We start from the raw sequence: 12,887 nt of genomic DNA on the forward strand, positions 1-12,887 counted from the left end.
CTTTTACGCCTGATTTAATCTTACTTCTGAATGTTGTACATTTCCCACATGGGTAAGAAGATACCCAACGCTAAAATCATGACAAACACTGCCATAATCACCAAAATAATCGGCTCGATACGATCAGAAAGTTTACTCACATCATAATCCACTTCCCGTTCGTAAAACTCAGCCACTTCTTTTAACAACTCGTCTACCTGCCCGCTCTCTTCGCCGACAGAAACCATTTGCAAAACCAACGGCGTAAACATTTTACTGGCAGTGTGCGTACGAATTAAACTTTCTCCGCGCTCAACACCGCTTTTCATACCTAAAATTTTTTCCATTAAAAATCGATTATCGATACTCTCGGCACACAGCGCCAATGCGGTAGGTAACGGAACACCCGAACTTGACATTAAACTGAAAGAACGAGCATAACGAGCCAAAGAAGCTCGATTAATAATGTCGCCGATAATGGGTAATCGAATTTTCGTTTCTCCCCAAAAACGCTGCCCATTATCGGTTTTCATATAGCGCCACCATAGGCCAACCGACACTGCCACTACAATCAGCATATGTGGCCAATAGTTAACGAACGTATCCGAAACACCGATCAATATTTTTGTAGGCAAAGGTAATTCCGCATCAAAGCGAGAAAACATATTCGCAAAGGCTGGGATCACGAAAATATTAATCACCACCATAGCCACTGCCAAAGCAATTAATACAAAACTGGGATACCGTAATGCCGATTTAATGCGCCGAGCCGTATCCAATTCCCGCTCTAAATATTCAGCCATTTGCAAAAAAACGCTGTCTAGTCGGCCACTGTTTTCACCCACTCTAACCATACTGATAAAGAGCGAACTGAAAACATCCGTGTGATAACGCATAGACACCGATAACTCCATACCGGCTTCTAGACGATCTGCAATTTCAAATAATGTTTTTTGCAATACGTAATGCTTAATGGATTCTGCCAACCCTCGTACCCCCCGCACTAACGGGATACCCGCTTTAGTGATGGTATACATCTGCCGACAAAGAATAATTAACTCCTCCACCGACACACCACTGGAGCCCATCAAGCGCTGAAACCTAACCTCCAGGGGTACTTGCTCCTTCACGTCTGAAGCCGGGTTGATGGCAACAGGCGTAATGCCCCGCCCCATCAGTGTACTTGCCACAGCATCCATTGTGGCTGCTTCTTGTTGGCCTTTTACCTGCCCACCTTTTCCGTCGCGCCCTACGTAGGCAAATAATGGCATCTTCTCTTTCGCACTCGTATCGTCAGTTAATTAAGTTCAGTTCAACAGTAATTAAAAACATTCTCTTTTCTAAAACAGGTCAAGCAATAAAGGGGCAATTAGAGGATGGCGGCTGCCTCATCTTCCACTTCTGCCGACACTTTCATTACCTCTTCTAATGTTGTAATGCCTTGTAGAGCATACTCTAAAGCACCGATACTCAATGGCTGAAAATTCGGGTTACGTTGCGCGGCTTCATGAAAATCAACATGGCTGTTATCGCGTAGAGCGGTGGCCATTTCGCTATTAATATCCAGCATTTCAAACACCCCGATTCGGCCACGATACCCCGTATTAAAACAATGCGGACACCCCGCACCTTTTTTAAATCGAGCGTTGGAAAAGTCCAAACGGGAAGCCAGAGCGTTGAGAAGTTGCTGCTCAGATTCATCCGGTTGGTGATCCGTCGCACAAGTGCTACACACGCGTCGAACCAATCGCTGAGCAATAATGGCTTTTAGCGAAGAGGCTACAAGAAAAGAATCCACCCCCATATCCACCAAACGCAGCGCTGAACTCACGGCATCATTCGTGTGTAAAGTGGATAGTACCAAGTGTCCGGTCATGGCGGCTCTCAATGCAATTTCCGCAGACTCACCATCACGAATCTCACCAATCAATAAAATATCCGGGTCTTGTCGCAACGTCGCCTTCAGGACTTTCCCGAAACTTAAATCAATACGCTCGTTAATTTGCACTTGGCTGATTCGAGGCAAGCGATATTCCACCGGGTCTTCAACGGTGATGATTTTTTTCTCTGGCCGATTTAATTCAGACAATGCGCCATAAAGTGTGGTGGTTTTCCCCGAACCCGTCGGCCCGGTCACCAAAATTAATCCATGAGGTCGATGAATGGTTTTACGAAAACGCGATTGCATTTCTGCGGGCATACCCACTGCATCCAACTTTCGTACGCCCTCTGACTGATCTAACAGCCGCATCACCACCGATTCACCAAACTGTACGGGCATGGTAGAAATCCGAACATCGACGTTTTGGTTTCTCACCCGCAAATTAAAGCGGCCATCTTGTGGTAAACGTTTTTCGGAGATATTCAAATTGGACATCAACTTCAAACGCACCACTAACGCACTAGCAATGCGTTTTTCATTCATCACCTGCTCAGACAGCACACCATCAATACGCTGACGAATGCGCAGCACTTGTTCGTCCGGCTCAATATGAATATCAGATGCTTTGGCATTAATCGCTTCTTCAAAGATTTTTTGTAATAACTTCACCACCGGGGCATCGGTATCTTCCGCATCAGTAACGATATCGGCCAAATCCAGCGCGGCGTCGTCCAGCTCCTCATCCATTTCTTGGGCAAGCGAAGCAATTTCATCTTGACGAGAATACGCAATATCAAGAATGTCTAATAATTCAGATTCCCTCACCACTGCTTGACGAATGGGCTTATGAATCACACGGCTAAGATCATCTAATCCGAAAATATCGGTGGGATCTGCCATACCGAGCAAAATACTATCGGCATCTTCACTTAATGGAATCACACGATACCGGCGGGCCAAAGTTTCGGGTAAAGATTGCACCAGTGCGGAATCAAACCGAAACTGTTTTAGCTCAACAAACGGGATATCTAACTGTTGAGACAATAATGTCAGCAATGCATTTTCTTCGACATAGCCCAACTCCACCAACATGCGGCCTAATTTTCGTCCGGTTTTTTTCTGTTCAGACAGAGCATGATCCAGCTGAGAAGGGTCGATCATTTGATGGGCGACCAAAAGATCACCGATACGAATTCGCTTTTGTGTAGTAGCAGGTTGTGACATCAAACTCACTCAAAAGAAATTAGGGCTTCTGGGATTTATATAGTTGTTACTTATGATTTCAGCCAGAAAATGTCCCCTTTTTCGTATGTAGCGTATAAAAAGGTGCCGTACTGGCTATTTTCCCAACACATTGAAGCTATTGTGAAAAGTGGTAATGGTTTCCCAGCGCAGCTAAACGCTGATCAATGTACGCTCGAATATCCGCTTGGCCTTGGTGAAAAGGGCGTGCTCTCAGAAAAGCTCGGCGAGCCTCTGTAAATTCAGAAAGCGCATCATAAGCAATGGCCAACCCCAACCAATAACGCCCATTACTCGGGGCATCAGCCGCCAAACGTTCGTAAATCAAGGCAGATTTTTCATAAATACCCAAAGTCTGGTACATACCGGCCAGCAAACTGTAATAGTCATGATGCTGTTGAAGAGGAGGTAAATTCGCCTCAAGTAACGCAATAGCCTTGTTAGATTGCCCTAAATGCAATAGCACCCGAGCATCCAACTGGCGTAATTTCACTTCTGGAATCACATCGCGAGCATGTTCAATTAGGGTTAATGCAGAAGCAGAATCGTCGGCCTTTACGTAAAGGTCGACCACATACTCCAGTGCCTCAAATGCTGAGGGGTACTTCAGCAATAATGCTTCCAATCGCCCCAACGCCTTTACCCAGTTCCCATTATCTACCTGTTCTCTGGCGTACACCAATGCAGCATGAGTGTCTAAACGCTGTTGAGTTTCAGGGCTGACTTGTCGCTCAATAGTGGCAACGGTGTCTTTTTCTTCCTGGTGAACTTTCAGCACCGGACGTAACGCCAGCAACCCAGCATCGCCGGGAAAGAAACTAAGGCCTCGTTCGATCAAGCGCTCTGCCCGCAGAAAATTCTCAGACATCAACGCATTTTTTGCTAACGCTTCATAACGCGTGGCAATGGCTTGCATACCTGCCAGTGCTTTTAGATTGCCTGGCTCCAATCGCAATACTTCCTGATAGAGCGAATACGCATTATTGCCCTCAGGCACCGTAAGCCGATCATGGTCAAGCGCAAACGCCGCTTGGGAAAGTAATCGCTCCAGCGCCTGAGCGAATCTCAATGCCGATTCATCACGCGCTTTTGGCAACGAATCCACCACTTTGAGAGGAGCTGACTCATTTCTGGGTACATCGTTAGCCAATGCATCAACCGACACAACTGAGGCACCTTCCACAATGCCCCCCCCTTCTACAATGGACTCACCTTCTGCTTCCAATGCGTTTTTTTCCGCCATTATGGATTCTTTAAAAAGCCCTGAATGGCCTGTGTCTTGATGACCTGTGTCTCGATGGCCTGTGTCCTGATGCCTCGGTTCGACCATGTGCATTAAACCTCCATGATCAAGTACCAACGCACTACCCACCAACACTAAAGCAACACATCCCCCAATAAACGGCCCCTTAAAGGCTTTACTTGCTAATGAGCCAAAGTTGTTGAAACTAGAGTTGTTGAAACCAGAGTTGTTGAAACTAGAGTTGCTGAGACCAGAGCTATTACAACCAAGACTATTCAAACGAGAATCATCTGGGCCAGGTCTCGGTTCAATAGTCTTTGAAGGCTTCGGCGACGCCCCTCGATCCTGAAGATCTTGTAGCATTTGCTGCATTAGGCTCATAAACCCACCCCCGCTCTCGCTGCACGCCAGACCAACAAAACACCACCACCGGATAGGGCACCCCAAAGCGCCCACTTCTGCCAAGCATTATTCAAACCGGATAATCGTGCCTCTGGTGTATCGTGGATGGCTCGCCGCATTTCACGAGACGAAACGGTCGCCACACCCAATCCATAGGCTGATAATAACGCCTTGTGACACAGAATATTCATCAGCCTTGGAATGCCGCCACTGTAGTGATACAACCACCAGAAAGCCCCTTTTGTAAAAAGAGTAGAAGACTCAAAACCCGCTACTTGCAAGCGAGTGTTCACATAGTGCTGGCTTTGACTGCGGTTAAGCGGGTAGAGATATTCACTGAATACGATACGCTGGCGTAATTGACGTAAATCATTACGGCTTAATATCTGGTCAAGTTCAGGCTGACCAAACAACACCACCTGTAACAACTTACGATGCTCGGTTTCCAAATTGGTCATCAACCGTAATGCTTCTAACGTTTCTTTTGGCATGGCTTGAGCTTCGTCAATCACCAACACCACACGCTTTTCAGACTGAGCAAGTTTAATTAAATGAAGATTGAGCGCTTTTAACAACTGATGGCTAGAAAGTGTTGTATCGCTAGGCATTTGCAGCTCTTCTGCCACCGCACTGTTGAGCCCTTCTGGGGATAAATACGGGTTAGGAATGTACGCAGTCACAAACCCCTGCTGTAATCGTTTTAACAGTTGACGACACAAGAGGGTTTTTCCTGTACCAACCTCACCCACAATTTTGATAAACCCTTCACCGTGCTCTAAAGCCAGCAGGGTTGCATTAAGCACTGCACCATGACCACTTTCTTCACAAAAAAATTCCGTATCAGGGGTCAGTGAAAAGGGCGCTCTTTTTAATCCAAAGTGAGGCTCATACAAGTGATGGTGCAAAGTCATACCACACTACCATTCTCGACGTGTTTTTAACGCTTCCTCGATGCTTCTCATACGAGTTTCTGTATTACGTAAATCGGAATCCCATGTCTCATCATCAATGACTAGCGGTTTTAATAAAATCACCAACTCTGTTTTACGATTGCCTTTTTGATTGGCGCGGAATAACCCATTCAACAACGGGATATCTCCCAACACAGGGCGACGCCGATCTGTTTTCGTGGTGGATTCCTGCATTAATCCTCCCAATACAATGACCTGACCAGAACGTGCACGCACAATGGTGTCAGACTCGCGAATATCGCGGAATGCCAGAGGGAGGGTGAATTGATCATCCCCCAAGGTAAAACTTTTTTGCTGATCAGTGACTTCACTGACGATGGGGTGAATGTGCAAAATTACGTCGCCATTCTCCGCAATTTGTGGCGTCACATCCAAAGAAATACCCGAAAAAAACGAGGCCAACTCAACATTTGGGGTTTCCGATGTGGTGGCAGTACTGGCGGTTGTCGTCGTTGAAATGCCCGTCACAAAATACTCATCCGACCCAACACGAATGACCGCTTTTTGATTATTCACAGTGGAAACACGTGGGCTCGATAATACTTGTACATTGCCTTGTGACTCCAATAAATTAATGAGTGTGGAAACGTCTCCCACACTTAATAATGTCCCAAATAATCCGCCCACACCGTCATCAACCGTCACAATTTGGTTGCCATTGGCAAACTCCGATACGTCATAGCCATATAACGCTTGTCCAGAAATAGCTCCCCAATTAATGCCGGCTGAAAACTCATCGTTCAGCCCAACTTCAAGAATTTTGGCTTCTAAAATAACCTGGCGTGATACATTTAATTCCGAACGTTCTAAAAATTCTCTTACGGCAGATAGCTCACTGGGCATGGCTTTAACCACGACCATCCCCGCCTGTGGTGCCACCACAACAGAACGATCGCCTTCTTCACCGCCAATAATTGCAATGACCGCTTCTTGTAAATTACCCCAAAAGTCCGTTTGGTTGAGGGTTTGCACACGAGAGCCTGGCAACGAAATATTCTGAGCTCCGGCACCCAAGCCGCCTAAACCACCTAAGCCACCGGCTCCTGCTACGCCACCCACACCTTGCGGTTGCACCAGGTTGGCTAATCCGCCACCCATATTATTATTGTTGTTATTGCGATTGTTACCGTTCTGACCATTGTTATTGTTGCTGGTTAATTCCCCGACCAACACACTGGTATCAGACGTACCCGCACGCTGTACATCCAAGTAATCAATGTGAAAAATTTCGCTGCGCAACTCTCTTGGATACACACGATAAATGCCACTATCCAATTTGTACTCATACCCAAATATATCGCGCACTACTTTCAAGGTTTCTTCGATGGTGACATTTTTGAGCTCTAAACTAATCGCACCCGATACAGACGGGTGTACCACCATATTGTGACGAGTACCTTCCACCAACCCTAAGAAAAAAGCACGGGCAGGCACTTCATTCACCGAGATGTCGAAACGGGATTCAAGCGGCAAAGCGGCTTCTTGCCCGGTACGATTATTCAACCCGGAGCTGGAATTAAGTAGGGCATCTGTCACCGCTTGGGGTGGCGTGGACGGTGCTCCAGATGGCATTGCCGCATGATCGGTATTACGAATCCGCTCTTGCTCTACTTGGTCGGCCAAAGAAGGCGGCTGGGTATTTGACGAACACCCCAATAACCCCAATAACACTACCGCGCTCAACGACGCCGCCACCCCTACCTGTTTTACAAAAAGTGTCTTCACCCGAAATACCTTCATCCCAAAAATTTACCTGAGGCCACGATGTCAATTTCAAGCTTAATGTCATCGATAATGGCACTGCTGCCTGCGTGTGTTTTTAAACCTAGTGTTAAACGATCAACGTACCACCTTCACTTTGTGATTATTCAAATACAATGTATGTGTTTTTCCATTTTTTCGAATCAAAACTGACCGCTCTCGAATTCGGCTAACAACACCACCACCCACAATCGAATCACCTTCTTTTACCCGTTTGCCATTGATAATGGCAGTACGCTTATTGTCACGAAAAACAACCGAAGATAACCGCAGTGATTGGGATATCGATGAAACAGAAGGGCGAAAGTAAATAGGGCGGGTAGGATCAGACAGTGTATTTAAATCCACCAGTGGACGATCGGGAGACTTTTGAAACGACTGACTCTCACGCTCAATTTGCGCTTGCGCCTGAACACCACCGGCAACGAAAAGACTGAGGCAATAGCACAGTAAAAGGGGCAAAATAGAAATGCGCTTGAAACTCAGAAATGGGTTATTACAATTACACACCCAGCAGCCCCTCTTCCGTCGTCAGGGTATACACCCACACCGTCACACGACCACTCGGGTAATCGTCTACTTCGTAGGTCATTCTATCCCAATAAAATCGCCATGAAAGATGCTCAAGGCGACGCAAATAACGCGTCACATCGAAATAACTGCCTTCAAACTCTACTCTCACTCTGTGTTTATACACCCCTACCGGTTGTGAAGCCGATGATTCCCACGCCGGATCAGCCACCGGGCTTACTACTGTAGGTTCAGTGGGCGCGCCTGTCTCCGATGTTTGTGCAAGAAGCTCCTCTGTACCTGATAAGGTAATTAACTGCACAGGTAAGGTTTGTAGTTCGGTTAACCGCAACCCTTTCGATTCCAACAATAACTGCTCAAGCAATTGTGGTAATTCATCTGCCCGAATAAGCCCTACAGACATTTGTGCCAATTGTTCATCTAAACGATCCACCTTTTTTTGCTCGACGGCAATGGACTCACGTAATTTTCCATTCGGATCAAAAGACTGTAGCTGCACCATCTGCGTTAATGTTTGTTGGCTCACCTGCAATTCTTTTTTTATCGAAACAATGCTGGCTTCTTTTTTACTGAGTTGTTTGGCAACGGGGCTTACGATCATAAAATCCAGCAACATAATGATCAGTAACGCTCCCCCAACCAAAACCAGCAATCGCTCCCGAGTTTCCAGCGCGTCAAATTTCTCTGCAATGCCCTGCCAACGCTCTTGCAATGTCATTGCGCGTCTCCATTCTGGGTTAAGTCTGACGCGGTTTCACTATCAGCAATCGAGAAACGTACCGGTTTATTGTCTTCGTGAACCAGCGTTAATATTCCCATTCGTGCTTTCGCAAAATGCTCATCCTTTCTTAACTTACCCAAGTAACGTGGCACTAGCTCAGAATGAGTTGCCGTGCCTGAAAAAGACACCCAGCCTCCCCCAGAGTCAAGATCAAACGTTTGTAACTGAATCCCTTTGACGTACTCTTTCGCAAACCCCACCAAATACCCGGAAAAGCCTTGCGCATTACCTAAATTTTGCCGTTCAATCAATTGCAATACCTGTTGGCGACGGCGATACGTTTCTTTTAGATTATCCAATTCGCGTTGTAACTGTGCACTGGGGGTAATATTACGCTGAACACGCAGTTTTTCGACTTGCTCAGTAATGTTGGCAACATCGAGCGTTAGTGCTGCTAATTCTTCTTCTGACTGATCTAACTCATACAGTGTCCAGCCCCATAACAAGAAAGCAATAAAGACTGCCGATGCCATCGCTATCAATAAATGCTGGGATGAAAACAAAAGCGCTGAATGACGAAATTCATCCGTATATAAATTAATTTGTTGGCCTTGATTCACGCCTCACCCTCTCTTAATGCCACACCGATACTCGGTAAACATTGCTGCCAAAGGCTTTCATCGTGGAGAGTCGGAACAACCTCCGAAAGCGTTTCGGTTTCTGTGAGTAATGATAGGTCAAAGGCTCCAATATCCACACTTAGACCTTGGCGTAAGGAGTCTTCTATTTTTTCAGCTCCCAAATACAACCCCGACAACCATACTTTTGTGGGAGGAGATTGCCCCATTTGCCGTTCAAAATAATCTAAAGAACGCTGCAGCTCTAATAACAGTGGCTCAGCAGGTAACTCATCCATTAACCCACCACGGTAATCGATATCAAAGCGACGGGATAAATACAAATTACCAACACGGGTCAGCGTTAATTTACCTATACCATTATGGAGGTGCACCATGGCAATACTGCGTTCTTCGTCTGCCAGCTCAGCCCCCAAATTCCGCAACGCCATATCCACAATATCGATGGCATTCAATTCCAATCCCACGTTGGGAACAAATTCAATAATCTGTTCGACTAATCGCCTTTTCGCCGCCACCACATACAATAAGGGTGCTTTATTTCGACTACTGTCTTCGGGCAAGGTGATGACATCAATCACCAACTCCTCTAAAGGCAAAGCGACTAAATCTTTCACTTTCCATTTCACCGCTTCACGTAGCTCTGCTTGAGGAACATTGGGGGCTTCAACCAAAAGAAGTTGATAATCATCGTGACCCAAAACAACATTGGTCATAGCAGATTTCAAACCCAGTGTCTCAATTCTCTCAGCCACAAGGTCAATAAAAGCTCCACTCTCTGGTTTACCACCATGAGGAATCACTTCACAGACACTCAATGCCCGATGACTGCCCGGAGTAACCGCTACTAATGCAAGCCCTTCTTTTAGTATCTGCATACCGACAGTCGGTACGGATGCACGGCGGCGTTTCCATCGTCGAAACCACGACATAAGTGACCAAGCCTCATTGTTCTCTATTCAAAACACATCCTTGCCACGACCTCATTCCATCAACGTTTCACAATGCTGCTTAGAACCATCCGGCCCACTCACATGTGAAGTAATAATTCATTTGGAATTATAGATACATTTTTCATAGTTATTCGATTTTTGACAAAAATATCTGTTTCAAAAACAAAATAATTTTATACGAAAATGCATATAACCATGGAAAACAAGAAAATCTCCGTAGCCATCCCAAGATGATCGACTCAAAAAGCGGAAAGATAGAAAAGAAATATTAAAAGTGGGAGTAACAAGCGCCTGAACCAACAGTCATAAAGAAATTAGGAAGGAAATCGGATAAAAGAATTGAGAGGGAAAATACGCAGAAAAGGCAAGATAAACTGGTAGATTGGACACCTCTGTAAGCAGAGGCGTCTTTAGCGTAGGGGCACTTAAGAATTAGCGCTTAATACAAAAAACCGCTTAAATAACATACATATTTGACGATGAATTTTTGGTTATCGAGATGCCAAATCAACAAACGAAGTATCGCCATCAACCACTAATTGAAATTCATAACGGCGTTTCAGCCCATCCATCGCCGCTTTTTGACCATCTTTGGTTTCTACTGTAAAAACAGATGAAGCAAGCGCACGACGTGCGGCGGATGTAAACACTTTGGCAGGGCTTTCCTCGATGACCGTAATTTCCTCAACAGCACCTTGTGCATTCACATTATAAGAAACCAAAACGTAGCCTTGAACCTTATTTTTCAAGGCATGACGGGGGTACTCAGGTTTAATATCTTTAACAATGCCCACTGTGCCATCTTCCATAACATGAACTATTTTGGAGGGGGCCTCTTTCGCCATACTCATTGCCGCGACGCTCATGCCCAGTGCAATAGTGATTAATTTTCTCATTCTGATGCTCCTTAATAGGTTCTCGATACCGGGTGGCGATACTCGCTCAACTCACCGGTGGTTTTTTTTAACCCCAAGGAAAAATAGAAACGTTGCGTTTCTCTCACTTACCTTGCTTGTATTAAGCAATGACTATTTATTGGCCATTTCTTATTGTTAGCGCTTTCTTGATGACCACTCGATTTCACGAATAGCCTCAAAGATTTTTATTCTCAGAGCTTTTTATGCTCAAAAACTATAAACAAAGTTTATACCCGAACTCATATATACTTTGTATATACAAAATAATATCCCTCGCCTTCGACCAAAGTCAAAGAATTCTTTTAATATTTAACACTTTTGTAATAAAAGTGTGGTAGCAAAACTTAAATCAGTCAAAAAACAACCAAAAAGCGCTTCTTCTTTCCTTACCCCAAAACACAACTGAGCGTACAACTGAGGTTAACGCATGGCGTCTTGAGCGGGTTCTGGTAAACTGCGCCGCTCATGCAACAGCACACTCTTATATGACTTTGCGCCCTGCGCTTCTCGTGTTTAAGGCCTTACCCATGACTCAATCCATGAACGTTCTTGCTCACAATGACGACCTTCCCATTCGAACCGAACAGCCCATTCATAGTGGGAAAGTGCGTTCGGTCTACTGGCTTACCGAAGCGGACAGCCAACGACTCATTCAAGAACACAACTACCCCGTCCCCGAAAGTACTCCCTTGGCCATCATGGTCATTAGTGATCGGATTTCCGCCTTTGATTGCATCTGGAAAGGAGAAAACGGCTTAGATGGCGTACCAGGGAAAGGGGCCGCGTTGAACAGTATTTCTAATTATTGGTTTCAACGATTCAAAGAAGAAGGGCTGGCTAACAGCCATATTTTAGATGTTCCGCACCCGTTGGTGTGGATTGTGCAAAAAGCACGCCCCGTAAAAATTGAGGCCATTGGGCGCCAATACATTACCGGCTCCATGTGGCGCGCTTACGAGAAAGGTGAACGTGATTTTTGTGGTATCCAATTACCAGAAGGGCTGACTCAACATCAAAAGCTAGATGACATACTCATTACACCAAGTACCAAAGGAGTGTTGAGAGGCTTGCCCGGCGTACCAGAGGCGGACGATGCCAACATCACCCGACGTAATATTGAAGAAAATCTCCATGCCTTTAACTTCAATAGCGCAGACGATATCAGTCGCTACGAAACCCTGCTTAAAGAAGGCTTTGCTATTATTCAAAACGACTTCGCCAAACTGGATCAACTCTTTGTAGATACCAAGTTTGAATTTGGCTATGTCACAAATAAAGAAGGAAATGAAGAATTAATTTATATGGATGAGGTCGGCACACCCGATTCTTCAAGAATTTGGGATGGTACTGCCTACCAATCTGGCAAGATTATTGAAAATTCCAAAGAAGGCTTCAGACAAGCGCTGCTGAATCATTTCCCTGATCCAGATATTTTATTAAATAAAAACCGAATGGATGAACGGACACAACTGGCTGAAAACCATCGCTTACCCGTTGAAATGCTGATGGATTTATCAAATACCTACCAAGCAGTTGCAGAAAAAATCATAGGTGCGTGTATTGAAATTTCTGACAATCCAAAAGAGGAAGTGATTGAAGCTCTAGGCGCAAAATATGGGCTTATTGTTTAATGACTAGCGTTTAATA

At 45.3% G+C, this 12,887-nt stretch carries 11 protein-coding genes; 1 reads left to right on the plus strand and 10 read right to left on the minus strand.

Translation table 11 applies throughout. From position 1 onward, the window contains the following. Positions 1 to 20: 20 nt before the first annotated feature. The 10 genes from LU351_RS17575 to LU351_RS17620 form a co-directional block, all read right to left on the minus strand. Positions 21 to 1,250 (minus strand): type II secretion system F family protein, encoded by a 1,230-nt coding sequence (locus LU351_RS17575; protein ID WP_232595404.1) that lies wholly within the window; start codon positions 1,248 to 1,250, stop codon positions 21 to 23. 98 nt (positions 1,251 to 1,348) lie between these two features. Beyond that, positions 1,349 to 3,085 carry a GspE/PulE family protein gene (locus LU351_RS17580; RefSeq protein WP_232595405.1) on the minus strand — a complete coding sequence of 579 codons (1,737 nt, stop codon included), beginning with the start codon at positions 3,083 to 3,085 and terminating at the stop codon, positions 1,349 to 1,351. 136 nt (positions 3,086 to 3,221) lie between these two features. After that, positions 3,222 to 4,727 (minus strand): tetratricopeptide repeat protein, encoded by a 1,506-nt coding sequence (locus tag LU351_RS17585; RefSeq protein ID WP_232595406.1) that lies wholly within the window; start codon positions 4,725 to 4,727, stop codon positions 3,222 to 3,224. After that, entirely contained in the window at positions 4,724 to 5,659 is a 936-nt protein-coding gene (locus tag LU351_RS17590) for an ExeA family protein (RefSeq protein ID WP_232595407.1), read from the minus strand. The genes LU351_RS17585 and LU351_RS17590 overlap by 4 nt, the downstream gene beginning before the upstream one ends. A gap of 6 nt (positions 5,660 to 5,665) precedes the next feature. After that, positions 5,666 to 7,444, minus strand: a complete 1,779-nt coding sequence (gene mshL, locus LU351_RS17595) for a pilus (MSHA type) biogenesis protein MshL (protein WP_232595408.1) — start codon at positions 7,442 to 7,444, stop codon at positions 5,666 to 5,668. Between the two features lie 114 nt (positions 7,445 to 7,558). Next, a complete protein-coding gene (locus LU351_RS17600) occupies positions 7,559 to 7,942 on the minus strand; it encodes a general secretion pathway protein GspB (RefSeq protein WP_232595409.1) in 384 nt (127 codons plus the stop codon). 40 nt (positions 7,943 to 7,982) lie between these two features. Continuing rightward, complete coding sequence (gene gspM, locus LU351_RS17605; protein WP_232595410.1) at positions 7,983 to 8,729, minus strand: type II secretion system protein GspM; 747 nt, start codon at positions 8,727 to 8,729, stop codon at positions 7,983 to 7,985. Beyond that, positions 8,726 to 9,352 (minus strand): hypothetical protein, encoded by a 627-nt coding sequence (locus tag LU351_RS17610; protein WP_232595411.1) that lies wholly within the window; start codon positions 9,350 to 9,352, stop codon positions 8,726 to 8,728. The genes gspM and LU351_RS17610 overlap by 4 nt, the downstream gene beginning before the upstream one ends. Next, positions 9,349 to 10,302, minus strand: coding sequence for a type IV pilus biogenesis protein PilM (locus LU351_RS17615; RefSeq protein ID WP_232595412.1), 954 nt, complete (start codon positions 10,300 to 10,302; stop codon positions 9,349 to 9,351). The genes LU351_RS17610 and LU351_RS17615 overlap by 4 nt, the downstream gene beginning before the upstream one ends. Positions 10,303 to 10,814: 512 nt before the next feature. Next, positions 10,815 to 11,219: an energy transducer TonB gene (locus tag LU351_RS17620; RefSeq protein WP_232595413.1), complete on the minus strand. Its 405-nt coding sequence runs from the start codon at positions 11,217 to 11,219 to the stop codon at positions 10,815 to 10,817. Positions 11,220 to 11,767: 548 nt separating this feature from the next. Between LU351_RS17620 and LU351_RS17625 the strand changes: the two genes are divergently transcribed. After that, a complete protein-coding gene (locus LU351_RS17625) occupies positions 11,768 to 12,871 on the plus strand; it encodes a phosphoribosylaminoimidazolesuccinocarboxamide synthase (RefSeq protein WP_232595414.1) in 1,104 nt (367 codons plus the stop codon). The last annotated feature ends 16 nt before the right edge of the window (positions 12,872 to 12,887 follow it).

Origin of the sequence: Marinibactrum halimedae, assembly GCF_021234875.1 — a bacterium.
Lineage (GTDB): Bacteria > Pseudomonadota > Gammaproteobacteria > Pseudomonadales > Cellvibrionaceae > Marinibactrum > Marinibactrum halimedae.

What these genes read in the sequence shown, in the direction of transcription:
- LU351_RS17585 (WP_232595406.1), bottom strand. Translation starts at nt 4,727, where the DNA reads ATGAGCCTAATGCAGCAAATGCTACAAGATCTTCAGGATCGAGGGGCG.
- LU351_RS17620 (WP_232595413.1), bottom strand. Translation starts at nt 11,219, where the DNA reads ATGAGAAAATTAATCACTATTGCACTGGGCATGAGCGTCGCGGCAATG.
- LU351_RS17580 (WP_232595405.1), bottom strand. Translation starts at nt 3,085, where the DNA reads ATGTCACAACCTGCTACTACACAAAAGCGAATTCGTATCGGTGATCTT.
- LU351_RS17590 (WP_232595407.1), bottom strand. Translation starts at nt 5,659, where the DNA reads ATGACTTTGCACCATCACTTGTATGAGCCTCACTTTGGATTAAAAAGA.
- LU351_RS17575 (WP_232595404.1), bottom strand. Translation starts at nt 1,250, where the DNA reads ATGCCATTATTTGCCTACGTAGGGCGCGACGGAAAAGGTGGGCAGGTA.
- LU351_RS17625 (WP_232595414.1), top strand. Translation starts at nt 11,768, where the DNA reads ATGACTCAATCCATGAACGTTCTTGCTCACAATGACGACCTTCCCATT.
- LU351_RS17615 (WP_232595412.1), bottom strand. Translation starts at nt 10,302, where the DNA reads ATGTCGTGGTTTCGACGATGGAAACGCCGCCGTGCATCCGTACCGACT.
- gspM (WP_232595410.1), bottom strand. Translation starts at nt 8,729, where the DNA reads ATGACATTGCAAGAGCGTTGGCAGGGCATTGCAGAGAAATTTGACGCG.